Source organism: Paramicrobacterium humi, from assembly GCF_900105715.1.
GTDB lineage: Bacteria > Actinomycetota > Actinomycetes > Actinomycetales > Microbacteriaceae > Paramicrobacterium > Paramicrobacterium humi.
On record NZ_FNRY01000002.1, the window covers coordinates 264918 to 285801 of the forward strand.

At 66.5% G+C, this 20884-nt stretch carries 16 protein-coding genes; 12 read left to right on the forward strand and 4 right to left on the reverse strand.

The features are described 5' to 3' along the window. The first annotated feature begins 51 nt into the window (after nt 1–51). The 3 genes from BLV49_RS16470 (at nt 52) to def (ending at nt 5499) form a co-directional block, all read left to right on the forward strand. Nucleotides 52–3459 (forward strand): pyruvate carboxylase, encoded by a 3408-nt coding sequence (locus BLV49_RS16470; RefSeq protein WP_091187966.1) that lies wholly within the window; start codon nt 52–54, stop codon nt 3457–3459. An 86-nt stretch (nt 3460–3545) separates the two neighbouring features. Continuing rightward, nucleotides 3546–4994 (forward strand): MinD/ParA family ATP-binding protein, encoded by a 1449-nt coding sequence (locus BLV49_RS16475; RefSeq protein WP_245723749.1) that lies wholly within the window; start codon nt 3546–3548, stop codon nt 4992–4994. 13 nt (nt 4995–5007) lie between these two features. Further along, complete coding sequence (gene def, locus BLV49_RS16480; protein ID WP_091187968.1) at nt 5008–5499, forward strand: peptide deformylase; 492 nt, start codon at nt 5008–5010, stop codon at nt 5497–5499. 75 nt (nt 5500–5574) lie between these two features. On the opposite strand, the gene BLV49_RS16485 is transcribed toward def, so the two are convergent. Continuing rightward, nucleotides 5575–7395: an AMP-dependent synthetase/ligase gene (locus tag BLV49_RS16485; RefSeq protein ID WP_091187969.1), complete on the reverse strand. Its 1821-nt coding sequence runs from the start codon at nt 7393–7395 to the stop codon at nt 5575–5577. A 178-nt stretch (nt 7396–7573) separates the two neighbouring features. Here BLV49_RS16485 and BLV49_RS16490 point away from each other — a divergent pair, with 178 nt between their 5' ends. From BLV49_RS16490 to BLV49_RS16500, 3 genes are all read left to right on the forward strand, one after another. Then, complete coding sequence (locus BLV49_RS16490; protein ID WP_091188087.1) at nt 7574–8524, forward strand: ROK family glucokinase; 951 nt, start codon at nt 7574–7576, stop codon at nt 8522–8524. 28 nt (nt 8525–8552) lie between these two features. Beyond that, nucleotides 8553–9242, forward strand: a complete 690-nt coding sequence (locus BLV49_RS16495) for a lysophospholipid acyltransferase family protein (protein WP_091187970.1) — start codon at nt 8553–8555, stop codon at nt 9240–9242. A gap of 99 nt (nt 9243–9341) precedes the next feature. Then, complete coding sequence (locus tag BLV49_RS16500; protein WP_245723760.1) at nt 9342–10670, forward strand: class II 3-deoxy-7-phosphoheptulonate synthase; 1329 nt, start codon at nt 9342–9344, stop codon at nt 10668–10670. A 59-nt stretch (nt 10671–10729) separates the two neighbouring features. Here the strand turns inward: BLV49_RS16500 and pknB are convergent, their stop codons facing one another. After that, on the reverse strand, nt 10730–12673 hold the full coding sequence (pknB, locus tag BLV49_RS16505; RefSeq protein WP_091187973.1) for a Stk1 family PASTA domain-containing Ser/Thr kinase: 1944 nt from the start codon (nt 12671–12673) through the stop codon (nt 10730–10732). Between the two features lie 104 nt (nt 12674–12777). Beyond that, nucleotides 12778–14490, reverse strand: a complete 1713-nt coding sequence (locus BLV49_RS16510) for a LysM peptidoglycan-binding domain-containing protein (protein ID WP_091187974.1) — start codon at nt 14488–14490, stop codon at nt 12778–12780. A 220-nt stretch (nt 14491–14710) separates the two neighbouring features. On the opposite strand from BLV49_RS16510, the gene BLV49_RS16515 reads away from it, so the two are divergent. Beyond that, the gene (locus tag BLV49_RS16515) at nt 14711–15052 is read left to right on the forward strand and encodes an Rv2175c family DNA-binding protein (RefSeq protein ID WP_091187977.1); all 342 of its coding nucleotides are present in this window, start codon (nt 14711–14713) and stop codon (nt 15050–15052) included. Between the two features lie 3 nt (nt 15053–15055). Here the strand turns inward: BLV49_RS16515 and BLV49_RS16520 are convergent, their stop codons facing one another. Next, complete coding sequence (locus tag BLV49_RS16520) at nt 15056–16144, reverse strand: polyprenyl synthetase family protein (RefSeq protein WP_091187979.1); 1089 nt, start codon at nt 16142–16144, stop codon at nt 15056–15058. A gap of 83 nt (nt 16145–16227) precedes the next feature. Here BLV49_RS16520 and BLV49_RS16525 point away from each other — a divergent pair, with 83 nt between their 5' ends. From BLV49_RS16525 to BLV49_RS16545, 5 genes are all read left to right on the forward strand, one after another. Continuing rightward, entirely contained in the window at nt 16228–16611 is a 384-nt protein-coding gene (locus tag BLV49_RS16525; protein ID WP_091187981.1) for an SCO2097 family morphological protein, read from the forward strand. 390 nt (nt 16612–17001) lie between these two features. Further along, a complete protein-coding gene (gene mraZ / locus BLV49_RS16530; RefSeq protein WP_091187984.1) occupies nt 17002–17433 on the forward strand; it encodes a division/cell wall cluster transcriptional repressor MraZ in 432 nt (143 codons plus the stop codon). 100 nt (nt 17434–17533) lie between these two features. Then, a complete protein-coding gene (gene rsmH / locus BLV49_RS16535; RefSeq protein WP_091187987.1) occupies nt 17534–18490 on the forward strand; it encodes a 16S rRNA (cytosine(1402)-N(4))-methyltransferase RsmH in 957 nt (318 codons plus the stop codon). Next, on the forward strand, nt 18487–19068 hold the full coding sequence (ftsL, locus tag BLV49_RS16540; RefSeq protein ID WP_091187989.1) for a cell division protein FtsL: 582 nt from the start codon (nt 18487–18489) through the stop codon (nt 19066–19068). The genes rsmH and ftsL overlap by 4 nt, the downstream gene beginning before the upstream one ends. A 27-nt stretch (nt 19069–19095) precedes the next feature. Then, nucleotides 19096–20874 carry a peptidoglycan D,D-transpeptidase FtsI family protein gene (locus BLV49_RS16545; RefSeq protein WP_091187991.1) on the forward strand — a complete coding sequence of 593 codons (1779 nt, stop codon included), beginning with the start codon at nt 19096–19098 and terminating at the stop codon, nt 20872–20874. The last annotated feature ends 10 nt before the right edge of the window (nt 20875–20884 follow it).

Below are 20884 nucleotides of genomic sequence, written 5' to 3' on the forward strand. Positions count from 1 at the left end.
TAGAGAACCTAAATGTTGGCTGAGCGGGCCTCGGCCGGAGAGAGGCTGCGGATGTTCCAGAAGATTCTCGTTGCCAACCGTGGCGAAATCGCGATTCGCGCGTTCAGAGCCGCATTTGAGCTTGGGGCACGAACCGTCGCTGTGTTCCCGTACGAGGATCGGAACTCACTGCACCGGCTGAAGGCCGACGAGGCCTACGAGATCGGCGAGCCTGGCCACCCCGTTCGCGCCTACCTTGACGTCGACGAGATCGTGAGAGTCGCCAAGGAGTCCGGAGCGGACGCGATCTACCCGGGTTACGGCTTCCTCTCCGAGAACCCGGAACTCGCCGAGAAGGCGGCCGCCGCGGGAATCACCTTCATCGGTCCGGGAAAGTCCGTGCTCGAGATGGCGGGGAACAAGGTGACCGCGAAGGAGCATGCGATCGCCGCTGGCGTTCCCGTTCTGCGCTCCACTCCGGCGTCGCGCGACATCGACGCTCTGCTCGAGGGCGCCGAAGAGGTCGGCTTCCCGCTGTTCGCGAAGGCGGTCGCCGGCGGTGGCGGACGTGGCATGCGGCGCGTGGAGAAGAAGGAAGAGCTCGCTCCCGCCCTCGCGGAGGCGATGCGCGAGGCCGACAGCGCGTTCGGCGACCCCACCATGTTCCTTGAGCAGGCGGTGCTTCGCCCTCGGCACATCGAAGTGCAGATTCTCGCGGATGCCGAAGGCAACACGATGCATCTCTTCGAACGTGACTGCTCCGTGCAGCGTCGCAACCAGAAGGTCATCGAGATTGCGCCGGCTCCGAACATCAGCGACGAACTGCGACAAGCGTTGTACCGCGACGCCGTCGCATTCGCGAAGTCGATCGGCTACGTCAACGCGGGAACGGTCGAGTTCCTGGTCGACACGGCAGGAGAGCGCGCCGGCGAGCACGTGTTCATCGAGATGAACCCCCGCATCCAGGTCGAGCACACGGTGACGGAGGAAGTCACGGATGTCGACCTCGTGCAGTCGCAAATGCGTATCGCGGCGGGGGAGACCCTTGCTCAGCTCGGCCTCTCGCAGGACACCGTGAGTCTTCGCGGCGCTGCTCTGCAGTGCCGCATCACGACGGAAGACCCCACACAGGGCTTCCGTCCCGACACGGGAAAGATCACAACGTACCGCTCGCCCGGCGGAAGCGGCATCCGTCTCGACGGCGGAACGATCAACCCCGGAGCGCAGATCAGCCCGCACTTCGATTCGATGCTGGCGAAGATGACGTGCCGCGGCCGCGACTTCCCGGCAGCGGTGGCGCGCGCCCGCCGCGGGCTCGCCGAGTTCCGCATCCGCGGCGTCGCCACGAACATCCCGTTCATCCAGGGCGTCCTCGACGACCCTGCGTTCCTCGCCGGCGACCTCAGCACCTCGTTCATCGCAGAACGGCCGGAGCTGCTGCAGGGTCGCGTGTCGAAGGACCGCGGCACGAAGATCATGAACTGGCTCGCGGACGTCACCGTCAACCAGCCGAACGGCGCCCGCCCCGCCGGCGTGCACCCCACTGAGAAGCTCCGCGTACTCGACGTGTCGCAGCCGGCCCCGGACGGATCCCGTCAGCGGCTGCTCGAGCTGGGCCCGAGGGGATTCGCCGCCGCGCTGCGCGAGCAGACGGCTCTGGCCGTCACCGACACGACGTTCCGGGACGCCCACCAGTCCCTGCTCGCGACACGAGTGCGCACGCGTGAACTGCTCCAGGTCGCGCCGTACGTGGCCCGCCTCACCCCGGAGCTGCTCTCGGTCGAGGCCTGGGGAGGCGCCACGTACGATGCGGCGCTCCGCTTCCTGGGGGAAGACCCGTGGGAACGGCTCGAACGACTCCGCGAAGCCCTCCCGAACGTTGCGATCCAGATGCTTCTGCGCGGACGCAACACCGTCGGCTACACCCCCTACCCGACACGTGTCACCGACGCGTTCGTGCAGGAGGCCACACGCACGGGCGTCGACATCTTCCGAATCTTCGACGCCCTCAACGACGTCGAGCAGATGAGACCCGCCATCGAGTCGGTGCTCGCGACCGGCACTGCTGTCGCGGAAGTCGCCGTGTGCTACACGGGCGACCTGCTCGATCCAGCCGAAAACCTCTACACTCTCGACTACTACCTGAACCTCGCCGAGCAGATCGTGGACGCGGGGGCTCACATCCTCGCGATCAAGGACATGGCCGGCCTGCTGCGGCCAGCGGCAGCGGCGCGACTCGTGTCGGCGCTGCGCGAGCGGTTCGATCTGCCCGTGCACGTGCACACGCACGACACGGCGGGCGGGCAGCTCGCGACGCTGCTCGCCGCCGCGCAAGCCGGAGCGGACGCTGTCGACGTCGCATCGGCGCCCATGTCGGGCACAACGAGCCAGCCCTCGGCATCCGCTCTCGTCGCCGCTCTCGCGCACACGGAGCGTGACACGGGGCTCTCGCTCAAAAACGTCACCGACCTCGAGCCGTACTGGGAAGCAGTTCGCCACCTGTACCGTCCGTTCGAGTCCGGACTGCCGGGCCCGACTGGCCGCGTCTACAAGCACGAGATCCCCGGCGGACAGCTCTCGAACCTGCGTCAGCAGGCGATAGCGCTCGGACTCGAGAACGACTTCGAGCTCATCGAGGACATGTACGAGGCGGCCAACCGCATCCTCGGCCGCGTGCCGAAGGTGACGCCGTCGTCGAAGGTCGTCGGCGACCTCGCGCTGCATCTCGCCGCGGTCCGGGCCGACCCCGACGACTTCGCCGAGAACCCCGACAAGTACGACATCCCCGACTCGGTTATCGGATTCATGGCGGGCGAGCTCGGTGACCTGCCCGGAGGATGGCCTGAGCCGTTCCGGAGCAAGGTGCTCGACGGCAAGCACGTGGACATCTCGCTCAAACCGCTCACGGATGCCGATGAGGCCGCGCTTGCCGGATCAAGCGCGGAGCGCCGCGCGGCGCTCAACCGCCTGCTCTTCCCCGCGCCAACCCACCAGTTCGAGCAGATGCGGGAGCTGTTCGGCGACCTCTCCGTCGTCGACACCGCCGACTACCTGTACGGACTCGAGCAGGGCCGTGAAACGTACGTGGAGATCGACAAGGGCGTACGGCTCTACGTCGGGCTCGAAGCCATCGGCGAGCCCGACGACAAGGGAATGCGCACCGTCATGGCGGTTCTCAACGGGCAGCTCCGCCCCGTGTTCGTACGTGACCGCTCGGTGAGCGTCGAGACGAAGGCCGCCGAGAAGGCAGACACGAGCAAGCCGGGCCAGGTCGCCGCCCCGTTCTCGGGCGTCGTGACCCTCAAGGTCAACGAAGGCGACTCGATCGAGGCGGGACAGGCCGTCGCTTCCATCGAGGCGATGAAGATGGAAGCGGCGATCACAAGCCCCGTGGCCGGCACGATCGAGCGCCTCGCCATCAACTCGCCGCAGCAAGTGGAAGCGGGAGACCTGCTCGTCGTCGTGACGGCGGCCAGCTGACGCCGGCGCGCCCGCCCGGCGCTTGTTGACTAAACTGGGCGTTGACGCCGCGTGACCGCGTGCCCGTTCCAAAGGAGCCCCCACTCGTGCCCAAGAAGCAAGACGGCACCGTGCCGGCAGCCGATTCAGACGAACTCGAGCCCACGCCGACACCGCAGCCGACAATCCCGACGACCACGATCAGCGTGACCATTCCCACGGTCAACGAGGACGAGGAGCTCGATGATGACGACGTCATCCTCGATGACGTCGCGGTAGACCCGGCCGCGGCGACGATTCCGGCGGCCGGGACTCGCGCCGATGATGCGGAGAGCCCCGCGACGGAGCCGGCCCCTGCCGAATCGGCGCCCGATGAAATCGAAGACGCCGACGCAGACCCGACGGGGGAGGCCGTCGAGCCCGCCGAGCAGACCGACGTCGACGATCGCGGCCCAGAGCCGGCATCCGCTCCCGACACCAGCACGGCGCCGTCGAGCGCCGGCGCTCCCACGCAGATCGCCGCCGTGGTCGCCACGGTGGCTGAGGAGCGAGAGGATGCCGCTGCGCCGCAGAGCGTGAGCGCCCGACGCTTCCAGACCGGCGGCCCGGAGCCGGCCGCGACGCTCACCGCCGACCGACTGCTCGCCCAGCGTGCCGCGAAACGCACGGTGCCGGACGGCACCCTGCAGCGAGCGGTGTACTTCGGCACCGGTCGACTCGTCAACCTCGGCGACGCCCGGAAATCGCGGGCGCACAAGGAACTGACCCGCCGAATCGCGAAGCCGTTCGCCGGAAGCGCGCGGTTCGTGCCCGTGCTTTCGCGCAAGGGCGGTGTGGGAAAGACGACCGTCTCCGTGCTGCTCGGCATGGCACTCGCCGATGCGCGCGATGACCGCATCATCGCCATCGACGCGAACCCGGATCGCGGCACGCTCGCCGACCGCATCGGCGGAGAGCACGAGCACACGGTTCGCGATGCCATCCGTCGGCACGACGAGATCACCGGATACACGGAGTTCTCCACGCTCGTCGCGCGGGATGAAACGCGACTCGACGTTCTCGCCTCAGACGCGGACCCGCACGTGTCAGCGGCGTTCGACGACAAGGACTATGAGCAGGTCGCCGAACTTGCGGCCCGCTATTACTCCATGGTCCTCACCGACTGCGGAACCGGAATCGTGCACGAGGTGATGGCTGCGACGCTTGATCGCGCGGACAGCATCGTCATCGTCTCCGGTGCGAGCATCGACGAGGCGCGACTGGCCTCCGAGACCATCTCGTGGCTCGAGGCCAACGGACACGACGCGCTCGCGAAGAACGCGGTCGTGGCTCTGAACATCCCGACGCAAGCTCGGCACCTCGTGAAACTCGACGAAGTGGAGGCGCACTTCCGATCGCGCGTTCGCGGCGTCGTGCGGATCCCGTTCGATCCCGCCCTCGCGGCCGGTTCGACAGTCGAGTTCGCCCACTTGAAGCCGGCAACCCGGGCGGCGGCGCGGGAGCTCGCGGCATCCGTCGTCGAAGGACTGCCCACACAGCGGCCGGTGACGGCATAACAGCGGAGAAACGATGACAGAACGCCCGATCCGTCTCTTCGGAGACCCCATCCTCAAGACCAGCTGCGACGCGGTCGCTCACATTGACGACCACGTGCGCGCCCTCGTCACGGATCTCGTGGACTCCGTTCAAGTTCCCGGGCGCGCGGGAGTGGCCGCGAACCAGATCGGCGTCGGTCTCCGCGTGTTCAGCTACAACGTCGACGACACCGTCGGATACGTCATCAACCCCGTGCTCGCGGAAGTGCGCGGTGAGAAGGAGCTCGTGGACGAGGGATGCCTGTCGGTGCCGGAGCAGTGGCACCCCACCCCTCGCTACCCGTACGCACGCGTCACGGGCATCGACCTCGACGGCAACCCGGTCGTCGTCGAAGGCACCGGAGTGCTGGCGCAGGCGCTCCAGCATGAGACGGATCATCTCGACGGGCTCGTGTACCTCGACCGGCTCGAGAAGGAAGAGCGGCGCACCGCGATGAAACAGGTGCGCGAGTCGTCCTGGTTCTGAGCGGCCTGACCTCTCACTGATGCGACAGAAGCGGGCGGCTCCAACGAGCCGCCCGCTTCACTGTCGCGGCGAAGCCTACGCCAGCGAGAGTCCCTGCGTCGGCTGAGACGTCGAGTACATGCGCGTGATCGTGTCGGCGAAGTCGTCGAGGATGACGCTCCGCTTGATGCTGAGCTTCGGCGTGAGGTGCCCCGAAGCCTCCGTGAACTCCACGTCGAGGATCTCGAACTTCCGAATCGACTCGGCGCGCGATACTCGCGAGTTCGCCTGGTCGACGGCCCGCTGCACCTCGGCGATGACGGCGGGGTTCTTCGCCGCCTCCGCGAGAGAGAGCCCCCGGTCCTGCCCGTTGTTCTCCAGCCAGACAGGCAGCATCTCGGGATCGAGCGTGACGAGCGCCGAGATGAACGGCTTCTGATCGCCGACGACGACGATCTGCCCGACGATGGTGTTGGCGCGAACCGGGTCTTCCAGGACCGCGGGAGCGACGTTCTTGCCGCCGGCCGTGACGATGATCTCCTTCTTGCGGCCCGTGATCGTGAGGAAGCCGTCCTCGTCGAGCGACCCGATGTCTCCCGTGCAGAACCACTCGCCGTCGAATGCGGCCGCGGTGGCCTCGGGGTTGTTCCAATACTCCTTGAACACGTCGATGCCTTTGACCTGGATCTCCCCGTCCTCCGCGATGCGCACGCTCACACCGGGCAGTACCGGGCCGACCGTGCCGATCTTGGAGGTGCTGGGCAGGTTCACGGTCGCCGGGGCGGTTGTCTCCGTGAGACCGTAGCCCTCGAGGATCACAATGCCGAGGCTGTGGAAGAAGTGACCGAGGTGCTCGCCGAGCGGGGCGGATCCGGAGACCGCGTACTTTACGTTCCCGCCCATGGCGGCCCGCAGCTTGCCGTAGACGAGCATGTCGAACAGCCGATACTTGACCTTCATGCCGAACGGAATCGACCCGGCCGCTTGCGCCTTGCTGTAGGCGACGGCCGTTTCCGCGGCGGCTCGGAAGATCTTGCCCTTGCCGCCCGCTTCGGCCTTCTGCTCCGCCGAGTTGTAGACCTTCTCGAACACTCGCGGGACCGCGAGAAGGAAGGTCGGCTTGAACGAGCCGAGCGACTCGAGAAGCTTGCTCGTGTCGGGCTGGTGGCCGACCTTGACGCCCGCGTGCACGGCCAAGACGGAGATGAACCGCGCGAACACGTGTGCAAGGGTGATGAACAGCAGCGTGGAGGCGCCTGGCTGCACGACTTCCTTGAGCGCAACAGCGGAGTTGCGGGAGAGCTCGACGAAGTTGGAGTGCGTCAGAACACAGCCCTTCGGCGTTCCCATGGATCCCGACGTGTAGATGAGCGTCGCCATGTCCTCGCCGGTCGCGAGGCTTCGCCGCCGTTCGATCTCCTCGTCGGGAACCTTCCCGCCCGACGACGAGAGCTTGTCGATGTCGCCGAGGTTGATCTGCCACACCTTGTCGATCGCGGGAAGATCGGCGTGCACTTCGTCGAAGCGGGAGAAGTTGTCCGCGGTCTCCACGATCATTGCAACGGCCCCTGAGTCGCTCAGGTTCCATTGGATCTGCGACGGGGCGCTCGTCTCGTAGACGGGCACGAGGATTGCGCCGGCAAACCAGACGGCGAAATCGATCAAGGTCCACTCGTAGCGGGTCTTGCACATGAAGCCGATCTTGTCGCCGGGCTGGATTCCCGCGGCCACGAGGCCCTTGGCGAGAGCGACCACTTGCGCGTGGAACTCGGCCGCCGTGACGTCAACCCATTCCCCTGAGCGCGGCACGGAGAACAGCGCATCGTTCGGAGTCGCTCGCACACGCTCGACCAGCAGGTCGGTCGCGTTGGCGGTGGGGTCCGCGGGGACGACGGCGGGGACGGATTGGAAATCCACGATAGCTCCTTCGATACGTGGTCGGGTTCGGCTTCCTCTACTCTAAAGTGAGGACCTCGATCGGACCTCTCCGATGCCGGAGCGGTCGAGGGTTTCACTACACTCAAGAGGGGTCTGCCGCCGGTTCTTTGTGGGAATCGTCAGTTCGACCGAGATCATCATCTGCGGAGGTTTCAACGTGCACGCCATCGGAATCGACATCGGCGGAACCAAGATCGCCGGAGCGGTCGTCGACGACGAAGGTGAAATCCTCGCCGAGGATCGTGTGCCGTCGCCGGCAGGTGACAGCAAGGCCATCGAAGACGCCGTCGTCGACATGGTCGTCCGGCTGCGTAAGCAGCATGACATCTGCGGCGTCGGCGTGGCCGCCGCGGGGTTCATCGACGCCGCCCAGTCGACCGTCTACTACGCTCCGAATCTGAGCTGGCGCAACGAGCCGTTCCAGGCGGAGCTCGCCGCTCGGCTCACCATGCCGATCGTTATCGAGAACGATGCGAACGCCGCGGGCTGGGCCGAGTTCCGCTACGGCGCGGGTCGGCTCGCCAGCGACATGGTCATGCTCACGATCGGCACGGGCGTCGGCGGCGCCATCGTCGCCAACGACGCTCTGTATCGCGGCGGCTTCGGAACGGCCGCCGAACTGGGACACATTCGACTGATCCCGGGAGGACTGCCGTGCGGGTGCGGGGCGAACGGATGCCTCGAGCAGTACGGATCCGGTCGCGCGCTGCAGCGGCTCGCGAACGAACTCGCGGATGCCGGCGGCATCGGCCGCGAACTCGCTGAGCGGCGCGCCTGGACCGGCGAGCTCAGCGGCACCGACCTGTCGGAGCTGATCCAGTCCGGCGACGGTGGAGCCCTCACAGCGCTGCGCCGGCTCGGCGGATACATCGGCCAAGGCTGTGCGACGCTCAGCGCGGTGCTCGACCCGCAGCTGTTCGTCATCGGGGGAGGAGTGGCCCAGGCCGGCGACCTGCTGCTCGATCCGATTCGTGCCGCGTACCTCGAGAACCTGCCTGCCAGGGGCTTCCATCCCGAACCCGAGTTCGCCATCGCTGAGCTCGTGAACGACGCGGGCGTCGTGGGCGCGGCTGACCTGGCCCGGATCGCGGCGGACCGTTCGGCCTAGCCGACGAGGGTGGATACTGTTTTCTACGATGTTCTACTGGATTATGAAGCACATCATCGCGGGCCCGCTGCTCACGACGGTGTTCCGGCCTTGGGTCGTCGGCGCTGAGAACGTACCGAAGCACGGTGCGGCGATCATCGCGAGCAATCACCTGTCGGTGATCGACTCCGTCTTCCTGCCGCTGTACCTCGACCGCCGCATCTCGTTCCTGGCCAAGAGCGACTACTTCACGGGCAAGGGGCTGAAGGGCTGGGTCACGCGCGCGTTCATGACGGCGACGGGCCAGATCCCGATCGATCGTTCCGGCGGAAAGGCGTCTGAGGCCTCCCTCAACACCGGGCTCGCAGTCCTCGGCCGCGGGGAACTTCTCGGAATCTATCCGGAGGGCACGCGCAGCCCCGATGCGCGCATGTACCGTGGCCGCACGGGCGTCGCTCGCATGGTGCTCGAGGCCGGTGTTCCCATCGTCCCCGTCGCGATGGTGCACACGGAGAAGATCCTGCCGATCGGCAGGACGTTCCCGCGAATCCTGCGCCCCGGGATCGTCTTCGGCAAGCCGCTCGACTTCAGCCGCTTCGCCGGGCTCGAAGGAGATCGTTTCATTCTTCGCTCCGTCACCGATGAACTGATGTACGAACTGCAGAAGCTCAGCGAGCAGCAGTACGTCGACGTCTACGCCACCACCGTCAAGGACAAGCTCGCATCGGTTTCGCGATAGGCTGAGGGACACGCGAAACGCGTGATTCCCCGCTGAACGACAGAAACAGGAATGCCCGTGGCAACGTCAACTGAACCGGTAGTGAAGGCAGATGAGTCTGTGATCGCCGGTTTGGACTATTGGCGGGAGCTGCCGATCAAGCAGCAGCCGGAATGGCAGGACCCGGATGCCGTCGCCGACGTCTCGCGCGAGATCTCGACGCTTCCCCCGCTCGTCTTCGCCGGTGAGGTCGACATGCTGCGGGAGCGCCTCGCGCGCGCTGCTCGCGGAGAGGCCTTCCTCCTGCAGGGCGGCGACTGCGCCGAGACGTTCGCCGGAGCAACGGCCGACCAGATCCGCGACCGCGTCAAGACGATCCTGCAGATGGCCGTCGTGCTGACCTACGGCGCGTCCATGCCTGTGATCAAGATGGGCCGTATGGCGGGCCAGTTCGCCAAGCCGCGCTCGAAAGACACGGAGACCCGCGGAGATGTGACCCTCCCGGCCTACCGCGGCGACATCGTCAACGGATACGACTTCACGCCCGAGTCGCGGCGTGCCGACCCGAACCGCCTGTTGCGCGGCTACCACATGGCGGCATCCACCCTCAACCTCATTCGCGGGTTCACGCAGGGCGGCTTCGCCGACCTCCGCGAGGTGCACTCCTGGAATTCGGGATTCGCTCGCAATCCCGCGAACCAGCGCTACGAGCACCTCGCAAAGGAGATCGACCGGGCCATCAAGTTCATGGAGGCGGCCGGCGCCGACTTCGACGAGCTCAAGCGCGTCGAGTTCTACACGGCGCACGAGGGCCTGCTCATGGACTACGAGCGTCCGATGACGCGCATCGACTCTCGCACGGGCACCCCGTACAACACCTCAGCGCACTTCATCTGGATCGGAGAGCGCACGCGCGACCTCGACGGCGCGCACGTCGACTTCCTGTCCCGCGTGCGCAACCCGATCGGCGTGAAGCTCGGGCCCACGACCCAGGTCGAGGACATGCTGCGGCTCATCGACAAGCTCGACCCCGAGCGCGAGCCGGGTCGCCTGACGTTCATCACGCGCATGGGCGCCGGCAAGATCCGCGAGGCGCTGCCTCCGCTGCTCGAGGCGATCAAGAGTGCCGACGCGAATCCGCTGTGGGTGACCGACCCGATGCACGGAAACGGCATCACGACCCCGACGGGCTACAAGACCCGACGCTTCGACGACGTCGTCGACGAAGTCCAGGGCTTCTTCGACGCACACCGCGCCGTCGGAACGCACCCGGGCGGCATCCACGTCGAACTGACCGGTGACGACGTCACCGAGTGCCTCGGCGGTTCCGAGCACATCGACGAGGCGACCCTCGCGACCCGGTACGAGTCCCTGTGCGACCCGCGCCTCAACCACATGCAGTCGCTCGAGCTCGCGTTCCTCGTCGCGGAGCAGCTGAGCAACAGCTAGACGCGGACCGGCCGGCGGCGGGCGCTTCCCGAGGGGAAGCCGCCCGTCGCGCCGACCCGCTACAGGTTGGCCGTGATCGTGACCGTCGAGCCGCGCTTCAGCATCTTCCCCGCGGCCGGGTCGGTGGCATCGACGGCGAACAGGTCGTCGATGACGTCGTCCCAGAACTTCTCGGGGATGTTGGAGTCGACGGCAACCTTGAAGTCGTACTTCTGCAGCATCTGCTTGGCGGCATTCACCGTCATGCCCACGACGTTCGGCACCTGCACGAGGTCCTGTCCCTTGGAGACGACGAGGGCGACGCTGTCGCCGGGACGAAGCGGCGTGTCATAGTGCGCCTCGATCACGTTGCCGCGTGGCACGGTGTCGCTGAACTTCTGGGAGACGTCGCCGACCGCGAGGTCGGCATCCGTGAGCGTCTTCTCGGCGGCATCCTGGGCCAGGCCGGCGAGAGCGGGAACCGAGCCGACCGAGACAAGGAACGTCACGGTCTCGCCCTGGAAGGTGTCACCGCCCTTCGTCACGTCCTGATCGCCGATCGAGGCGGCGATGACGCCGTCGCGAGCGATATCTCCGCTGAACTGGTAGGACACGTCACCGGTCTTGAGGCCCAGCCCTTCGACGGTTGACTTTGCCTCGTCGATGGGAGTCCCGGCCAGGGACGGCAGGGTCTCCGGCTTCGGGCCGAGGGAGAGGTTTATCGTGACCGTCGAATTCTTGTGCACGGCCTCGCCGGCGCCCGGGTCGCTGCTCGAGACGGTGCCCTTGGGGATCTCGAGACTGTACTCTTCGCCGGTCGCGACGATGAGCCCGAGATCCTCGAGAGCCGCGGTCGCTTCCTTCGGCGACGAGCCGACTATCGAATCCGGGATCTGAATGAGGGAGCCCGGTCCGGTGCCGAAATACCAGCCCGTCCCGCCGACGAGGGCGCACAAGAGCACGATCGCCGTGAAGAGCCACAGGCCCTTTCGGCGACGCCGTTCGACCGTCTGCGTGAGCTTCTTCGTCGCACCGGTCGACTGGATGATCTCGCCGAGCGGATCCGTCGTGCGGGTTCGCGTCGGAGACGTGGTGAGCGCCGTCCGCTCGAACGCCGTCGTCTCCGTGGTGGGGGAGAGCACGGCTGTGTGCTGCATCGGAACCGCGGTCAGGCTGTAGCCCAGTTCCGCTTCGACCTCGTGCAGGCGGTCGAGCATCTCCTGGGCATCCGCCGGTCGCTCGTCCGGGTCGCGCTCGGTCGACCACAGCACGAGGTCGTCCAGCTCGTCCGGGATGTTCGGTACCCGAGCGCTTGGCCGCGGCACTGAGTCGTTCGCGTGCTGGTAGGCGATCTGCATGGGCTGTTCGCCCTTGTACGGCTGGTCGCCCGTGAGCATCTCGTACATCATGATGCCGAGCGCGTAGATGTCGCTGCGGGTGTCCGCGATCCCGCGCGTGACGAGCTCGGGGGAGAGGTAGGCGATCGTGCCGAGCAGAGCCTGGCCCGTTGCCGTGTTGGCCGACGCCGCGCGGGCGAGCCCGAAGTCGCTGATCTTGATGCGTCCGTCGTCGGCGAGAAGCACGTTCTCGGGCTTCACATCGCGATGGACGATGCCGGCTCGGTGCGCGGCGGCGAGACCGGTGAGCACCGCGTCCATGATGTCCACGACCTGCTGCGGCGTGAGGGGACCATGGTCGCGCAGCAGTTCCCGCAGCGTGATGCCGGGAAGATACTCCATGACCAGGTAGGCCATGTCGCCGTCCTGGCCCTGATCGAAGACGCTCACGACGTGCGGATTGGCGAGCCGTGCGGCCGAGCGCGCCTCCTGCACGAACCGGTTCGTGAACGACTGGTCGTCCGACAGATGACCGTGCATGATCTTTATCGCGACGCGGCGCTGAAGTCGCCTGTCCGTCGCCACGTAGACCGTCGCCATGCCGCCGCGCGCGATGCGAGAGCGCACCTCGTACCGGCCGTCGATGAGACGGCCGATCAAGGGATCGGTCTGCTGGCTGGTCGTCACCCTCAAATTCTACGGAGCGCCGTCCGAGAGAACGCCCGGACACACGGTAGTGGGGCCGAAACTCGCCGCTTCGTTACCGGATTGTCAAGAAGGACGGATGCTGCTCAGCCGAGCTGCGACAGCCACGCCCGAGCCGAGGTCTCCCATTTCGCGTAGGCGTTCGGGAACGCGGACACCTGCACAGCCTGGGCCGCCTGGGTGACGGTCATGTTCTGCCAGCCCTTGATGTCGAGCAGGCCGCGCGTCTTGCCCTTGACGCCCGCGAAGAAGGCCGTCGTCGCGTACGTGGGATCCATGACCTGCTCCTCGCTGCCCCAGCCCTGGCTGGGACGCTGCTGGAAGAGGCCGAGGGAGTCACGGTCGCCGTAGTCGACGTTGCGCAGACTCGATTCCTGCATGGCCGCGGCAAGAGCGATGACGAGACCGTAGTCGCTCACGCCGAGCGAGCGGCCGACGTTGATGATCGTCTGAGCGTTCTTCGCCATCGTCGCCGTCAGGGGAGTCACCTTGTCTGTGGTCGACTCGGGCTGAGCGGGCGTCGAGGGCTTCGTGGTCGCGCCACCCGATGAGCCGGAGCTCGAACCGGTGAGCGCGAGCTTCTGTCCCGGGTAGATGATGCTCGACCAGGTCAGGCCGTTCGCGTCGAGGATGGCCTGCACGCTGACGCCGTACTTCGCCGCGATGCGGCTCACGGTGTCGCCAGAGACGACCGTGTGGCTCGTCGCTGACGAGGAGCCGCCCGTCGATCCCGTGTCCTTCGAGGCGCCGCTGTTCGATGAGCCGCTGTTCGACGTGCCCTTTGACGGCGTCGACGGGGTGCTCGACGAGCTCCCGGAGGAGCTTCCGGGAATCATCAGCCTCTGTCCCGGGTAGATGATGCTCGACAGCTTGAGCTTGTTGGCCGTGAGCACGGACTGCGTGCTGACGCCGTGCCTCGCGGCGATGCCGCTGACCGTGTCCCCGGACTTCACGGTGTAGCTCCCGCTCGCGCTCGAGCCGCCCTTCGACGCGTTGCTGTTCGAGGAAGACGTGCCCTTCGACGGAGCCGACGGCTTGGCCGGAGCGCTCGTCGAAGCCGTCGAGCTGCCGGGGATCGTGAGCTTCTGTCCGGGGTAGATGATGCTCGACCAGCCGAGCTTGTTGGCGGTGAGAACGGATTGCGTGCTCACGCCGTGCTTGGCGGCGATGCGACTCACGGTGTCCCCGGATTTGACCGTGTAGCTGCCGCCCGACGACGGTTTCGCGGCAGGCTTGGAGGTCGGCTTTGCGGCGGCCGGAGCGGGCGAGCTGCTCGACGCCCCCGGAATCGAGAGCTTCTGTCCCGGGAAGATGAGAGAGTTCCAACCGAGCTTGTTGGCCGTGAGCACCGACTGTGTCGCGACGCCGTACTTCGCGGCGATGCGGCTCACCGTGTCGCCCGATCTGACGGTGTACGTCGCAGACGCCGATTTCGCGGTCGCGAACGGAGTCGCGGCGACGGCGGCCGGAGCTCCGGTGACGATCAGGGCGAGGTTCTGTCCCTCGTGCACGGCACCGGAGACGGAGAGCCCGTTGAGGGCTGCGACAGCACGGGCGTCGAGGCCGAAGCGCTCGGCGATCGACGAGATCGTGTCGTCCGCGGCGACCGTGTAGTTCGCCGGAGCGGCCGCGGTCGTCTTCGTCGCAGCCGTCGTCCCGAACGCGTCGGTGGAGAAGTCGTCGCCCCGCTCGAGAGGGCTGTGCTCTTGCGCGGTCATCGGGACCAGGTGAAGACCCGCGGTGATCGCACTCAGCAGAGCGACCGGAATCATGCGCTTGGTGACGGCTGCCGTTGGCATATAGAACCCCTCGTCGAATGGAACAACGTCCCCACCGTGGCACAGCCTTGTTAGGCGTGTCAATAAAAGGGAAAGGCGATAACTGTGTTATCCGCGGGAATTCTGTTACAGCTGTTTTTGGAGTGATCAATGTGGCGAACGTTATCTTAAATTCGAATGTTTTCGATAGGGTTCCCGTCGGCGTGTTTGCCCGCGCTCCACATCATGGCAAACTCGATCCGTGTCTGATTCGAACGAACCGCTCACCTGGCTGAACCTTCCCGACGTCGCCGAGCAGATCGGCGTGACAGTGAGCCGCGTGCGTCGACTCCTCGAGGACCGCGAGCTGCTCGCGGTACGCCGAGACGGCGTTCTCCAGGTGCCCTCTCTGTTCTTGCGCGACGGGGCGCCGCTCAAGGATCTCCGCGGAACAGTGATCGTGCTCGCCGATGCCGGTTTCAGCGACGAGGACGCCATGGTCTGGCTTCTCGAGGAGCAGGACGAGATCGGGGATGCGCCGGTCAACGCGCTGCGCAGCGGACGCAAGTCGGAGGTTCGACGCGTCGCGCAAGCGCTCGCGTGAGACTCAGTAATCGCGTCGGCTGACGGCATCCGCCAGTTCGGAGAGTCCGATCACGGCCGAGCTGTCGAGAGGAGCGTCGAGAAGCGCGCTCTTCGCATCAGCGACAGCGGCGGCGATGCGCTCCTCCAGGCGGTCGACGGCGCCGGTGTCGCGAATCGTCGATTGGAGCAGCGCGATCTGAGCGCCGGTGAGCTCGGGATCGCCGAGCAGCTCGTCGACGAGGCGCCGCCCCGAGACCGGCAGCGCGAGGCGCGCCATGCCGATGAGGACCGTGCGCTTGCCCTCGCGCAGGTCGTCGCCGCTCGGCTTTCCCGTCACACGCTCGTCGCCGAAGACCCCGAGGAGGTCATCGCGCATCTGGTACGCGACGCCGAGCGGGAGCCCATACGCGCGAAGCGCCGCGAGCTGTTCCTCGCCTCCGCCCGCGATGAGAGCGCCAAGCGCGAGGGGCGCTTCGACGCTGTACTTGGCTGACTTGTACACGGCTATCGTCTCTGCCCGCTGCAGCTGTGCCGCATCGTCGTGCATCCCCCAGGCCTGCTCCTCGAGGATGTCGAGGTACTGACCGGCCGTGACCTCCGTCCGCATGCGCACGAACTCCGCCCGTGCGCGCTGCGCGGCCGCGCGGTCGTCCAGCGCGTTCAACGCCTCGTCGAGCAATTCGTCGCTCCAGCCGAGAAGCAGGTCGCCGAGCAGAATCGCGGAGGACCGCCCGTACGCGGCGGCGTCTCCCGACCACTCGGCCTCGCGATGCTGGGCTTCGAACCGGCGGTGCGCCGAGGGCCCGCCGCGGCGCGTGTCTGAGTTGTCGATGATGTCGTCGTGAACGAGTGCCGCAGCGTGGAAGACTTCGAGCGCCGCCGCGGCCGAAACGATGGGGTCGGATGCCGTGGCGGACGCACCCGTGACGCTGCGCCAGCCCTGATAGCAGAACCGGGCGCGAAACCTTTTGCCACCGCTGAGAAACTCCCTTGAGAACAAGGAGAAGGCGCGGGTCTCATCTGATACTCGGGCGAGAATGGAACTACGACTGGACAGGAAATCGCTGAGTCGATTCTGGACAAGCAGAGGAAGCGTCTGAGGATCCGGCACGTGCCTAGCCTAGCTACACGCATACGGGATAGAATTGACGCACACCTTGAGTCGCATTCGAACTCGCGAGAAGGGGGAAGACGATGCCGCTATCAGAACAGGAGCAGCGGCTCCTTGACGAGATGGAGCGTCACCTCTACCGAAACGATGCTGACTTCGTGTCAACGACGGGCGATCGACGCGGCCGCCCCTCCTATCGCAGCATCGCGATCGGCTGCCTCATCGCGCTCGTCGGGGTCGCCGCGCTCGTCACGGGAGTGATCATTCAGCAGCCCATCGTCGGCGTCATCGGGTTCGTCGTGATGCTCGGGGGAGTGCTCGTGGCCATTTCGCCGTCGAAGCGCTCGGCCAAGCCGGCCGACCTTGGCGCTATGGGCGGGAAGCCTGCCAAGGGGCGCAAGTCCGGCGGCAGCTTCATGGACCGAATGAACACCCGCTGGGAGCGTCGCCAGGATGGAGAACACTGAGCTCATCGAGCTGACGGAATGAGGACCGACCCTTGGGTCGGTCCTTTTTTTCGTTAACGCGTCCACCAGCCCTCTGCTCCTCCACTCCGCTCCATCGCTGACATCCACTTCGCTCCACCGTGCCCGGAATCGGCGTTTTCGTGCGCTCCACGGCCCTCCCTCTCGGGCCTCGGCGGAACCGGCTCTCGGCCAATGCCCGCTTTTCGGGCCGCTCGCGCTCGAATTCTCGCCAATGCGCTCCAATTCCCTCCACTCGAGAATTACGCGGGTTTGCGGGGATCCGCGTAGCCATTTTGTCCCCATTTCGAGCCTTGTCCTCGATTTGTGGTCGGTTGTGGAGTAAAGTGGAGCACATCTCCAACGTTGGCCGGCGAAGAGGGGGAGTGGCTGATGTTCCTCGGCACCTATTCCCCGAAGCTCGACGAGAAGGGCCGCATCATCCTCCCGGCAAAATTTCGCGACGAACTCGCCGGCGGCGTGGTCATGACGCGTGGCCAGGAGAACTGCATCTACGTGTTCAGCACGCGCGAGTTCGAGTCGATGCATGAGCGCATTCGCCAGGCGCCCGTCACCTCGAAGCAGGCTCGGGACTACCTGCGCGTCTTCCTCTCGGGAGCGGCATCCGAGTCGCCCGACAAGCAGAACCGCATCACCATTCCCCAGAACCTGCGCGCCTATGCCGGCCTCGATCGAGAGCTCACCGTCATCGGCGCGGGAAGCCGCGCCGAGATCTGGGATGCGCAGGCTTGGGAGACCTACCTCGCCGAACAGGAGTCCGTCTTCTCTGAGACCGCGGAGGAGGTGATCCCGGGCTTGTTCTGATCCCTCCACGCCGACTCCCAGCCGTTGGCCGCCCTGGCGCACTTCCCCGGTGCCAGGTCGGTACGGATGGGGATCAGTGTGGAGGGCCAGCCCGAAGACCATGGCGCTAGACGACATTCACACCCCCGTCATGCTCGAACGCTGCATCGAGCTGCTCGAGCCCGCGATCTCCGCTCCCGGCAGCATCGTCATCGATGCGACCCTCGGCATGGGCGGTCACAGTGAGGCGATGCTCGAACGCTTCCCGCGGCTTCACCTCGTGGGCCTCGACCGCGACCAGGACGCGCTCGGCATCGCGGAGGAGCGGCTCAAGCGCTTCGCGGACCGGCTCACTCTCGTCCACACCGTGTACGACGACATCGAAGGAGCCCTCGAGCAGGCGGGCGTCGATCGCATCGACGGGATCCTTTTCGACCTCGGCGTGTCGTCACTGCAGCTCGATCGAGCCGAACGCGGATTCGCGTACGCGAAGGACGCGCCCCTCGACATGCGCATGGACGCGACACGCGAACTCACGGCGGAACGCGTTCTCGCCGAGTACAGCGAGGGCGACCTGCGCCGCGTCTTCCAGAAGTACGGCGAGGAGAAGCTCGCGGCCCGCTACGCGCGCGCGATCGTCGAGGCGCGACACGGTGGGCCGCTCACGCGATCAAGCCAGCTCGTCGAGGTGCTCTCCGACGCGACGCCGGCAGCGGTGAAGCGCGCCGGGCACCCCGCGAAGCGCGTGTTCCAGGCGCTGCGCATCGAAGTCAATCAGGAGCTCGTCGCCCTCGAGCGGGCAATTCCCGCCGCGCTCGACGCGCTCCGCGTGGGCGGCCGGATCGTCGTGCTCGCGTACCAGTCGCTGGAGGACCGCATCGTCAAGCGCGCCCTCGCTGCCCGCACCGTCTCGACCGCACCGGCCGGCCTGCCGGTCGAACTGCCGGAGCACAGGCCGACCTACCGACTTCTCGTCAAGGGGGCCGAACTCGCCGACGACGACGAGAAGGCCGCAAACCCTCGCGCGACGCCCGTCCGGCTCCGCGCAGCTGAACGCGTCAGGGAGAACAACGCATGAGCACAGCACTGGCGACAAACGCCCGCCCACTGCGGTCCCCGCAGCTCCCGGCGCCTTCCCGTCGGCCGCTGAGGGCCGTCAGCCCGCGAACCGCGACGCGGACGCGTCCCCGACTCGCCTACGCCATCACGACCGTCGCGGCCGTATCGGCGATCGTGGTGGCGCAGCTGCTGCTGAGCGTCTCGCTCGGGCAGGGCGCCTACGAGCTGTCCTCCCTCAAATCGGAGCAGCGCAGCCTCGGTCTTCAGCAGCAGTCTCTCAATCAGCAGCTGCAAGTGCTCAACTCGCCGCAGTACGTGACAACGAACGCGCAGGACCTCGGCATGGTGATCAACCAGAGCCCGGCGTACTTGACGCTCTCGACCGGCGCTGTTCTCGGCACGCCGGGACCGGGCGGCGCGGCGACCGAGCGGCCGATGCAAGACAACCGTGTCCACAACAGCCTGACGGGCAAGTTCGCGCCCATCGGAACGGATGTGGAATCGGAAGATGGCGCCACCTCGGGCGAGTCGACGGCTCAGCCGAAGGCGCCGCCGGTAACCTTCGAGAACGGGCTGCCCTCACCCAACACCCACTGATGTGAGCGCGGCCGCGGAGGAACCCTTGTGAAACACGCGAACCGAATCAGCAGACGCCGCGCCGTCGTCGCCGTCATCTGCGTGCTCGCGGTATTCGCCGCATTCGTCATCCGACTCATCGACATCCAGGTCGTGAGCGCGGCGCAATTGCGTGCGGATGCCGCCGAGAAGACGTCGAGCGAGCTCGTCGTCTACGGAGAGCGCGGCGACATCGTGGACACGAACGGCACCGTGCTCGCCGGCAGCGTGATGCGGTACGACCTCACCGTCGCGCCGGTCAACGTGAACGCGTTCAAGCGCACCGACGACAAGGGAAAGACCGTGAAGGTCTCCGTCGAGCAGGCCGCGTCTGAGATCGGGAAGATCGTCGGAAAATCCGGAAAGGACATTCTCGACATCGTCAACGGCGCTCTCGATGAGAACCCCGATTCGCTGTACGCGCTCATCGCGACCTCCCTCGACGTCGACCAGTACCAGGCGATCGTTGACCTCCATATTCCGTGGCTGTACCCCAAGAAGCATCCCGGACGCTTCTACCCGAATGGGGCCATCGCCGGGAACCTCATCGGCTTCGTCGGCTCGGACGGGGAACCGCTCGCCGGCGCGGAGCGCTACATGAACTCGTGTCTCGCCTCCCAGGACGGGACGCAGGCGTATCAACGGGGCAAGGACGGCGTCGCCATTCCCGGTTCGATGCAGACAACCACGCCGGCTGTCGACGGCGGCACTCTCAAGCTGACGATCGACGCGGATCTCGAATGGTACGCCGCGCAGCGCGTCGCCGAGCAGGTGACCGCGACGAACGCGACGTGGGGAGTCGTTTCCGTCATGGAGGCGAGCACGGGCAAGCTCCGCGCCGTCGCCGAGTACCCGTCGGTCGATCCGAACGACGTCGCGGCGAGCAATCCGAACGACCGCGGCTCCCGCGCCTTCACCTGGCCGTACGAGCCTGGCTCCACATTCAAGACGCTCCTCGCCGCGTCCCTCATCGACGCCGGTCTCGCCGACCCGGCGACGCACGTGCTCGCGGACGGCTGGTACCGGCCGGCCAATGGCGCGCAGATCAAGGACTCCTTCGCCCACGGCCCGCTTCCACTCACCTTGACGGGAGTTCTCGCCGAGTCGTCGAACACGGGAATCTCCCAGCTCGGCGAGCGGATGCCCGCGAAGCAGCGCTACGAGTACCTGAAGAAGTTCGGCATCGGCACGCCGACGGCCGTCGGGTTCCCCGCAGAGTCGGGTGGCGTGCTGCACGACTGGCAGAACTGGGACAACCAGACCTACTACGCCACGATGTTCGGCCAGGGGCTCTCGGCCACCGCGATCCAGACCCTCAACGCGTATCAGGCGCTCGCGAACGGCGGCGTGAAGATGCCCGCCTCGATAATCGAAGGCTGCACGCACCCCGACGGCACGGTGACGAACGTGCCGAGCGAGAAGGGCACGCGCGTGGTCTCGAAGAAGGCCGCCGACCTGACCGTTCAGATGCTTGAGAGCGTCGTCACCGACGGACACTTCGGAACGACGATGGAAATCCCCGGCTATCGCGTCGCGGCGAAGTCGGGAACGGCGCAACAGGGCGACGGCTCCGGCGGGCTCAAATCGACATACATCGTCTCCATGACAGGAATGGCTCCCGCCGACAACCCCCAGTACGTCGTTTCGGTGACCATCGCGAACCCGACTACCATTAGGTCGTCGGCCGCTGCGGCCCCCACCTTCCAGCAGGTCATGACTCAAGTGTTGAAGTCGTATGGGGTTCCGCCATCCACGGAGCCGGCTCCCAACTGGCCAACGCGGTACTGACGCCGAGCGT

What these genes read in the sequence shown, in the direction of transcription:
- BLV49_RS16470 (WP_091187966.1), top strand. Translation starts at nt 52, where the DNA reads ATGTTCCAGAAGATTCTCGTTGCCAACCGTGGCGAAATCGCGATTCGC.
- def (WP_091187968.1), top strand. Translation starts at nt 5,008, where the DNA reads ATGACAGAACGCCCGATCCGTCTCTTCGGAGACCCCATCCTCAAGACC.
- BLV49_RS16495 (WP_091187970.1), top strand. Translation starts at nt 8,553, where the DNA reads ATGTTCTACTGGATTATGAAGCACATCATCGCGGGCCCGCTGCTCACG.
- BLV49_RS16510 (WP_091187974.1), bottom strand. Translation starts at nt 14,490, where the DNA reads ATGCCAACGGCAGCCGTCACCAAGCGCATGATTCCGGTCGCTCTGCTG.
- BLV49_RS16525 (WP_091187981.1), top strand. Translation starts at nt 16,228, where the DNA reads ATGCCGCTATCAGAACAGGAGCAGCGGCTCCTTGACGAGATGGAGCGT.
- mraZ (WP_091187984.1), top strand. Translation starts at nt 17,002, where the DNA reads ATGTTCCTCGGCACCTATTCCCCGAAGCTCGACGAGAAGGGCCGCATC.
- rsmH (WP_091187987.1), top strand. Translation starts at nt 17,534, where the DNA reads ATGGCGCTAGACGACATTCACACCCCCGTCATGCTCGAACGCTGCATC.
- ftsL (WP_091187989.1), top strand. Translation starts at nt 18,487, where the DNA reads ATGAGCACAGCACTGGCGACAAACGCCCGCCCACTGCGGTCCCCGCAG.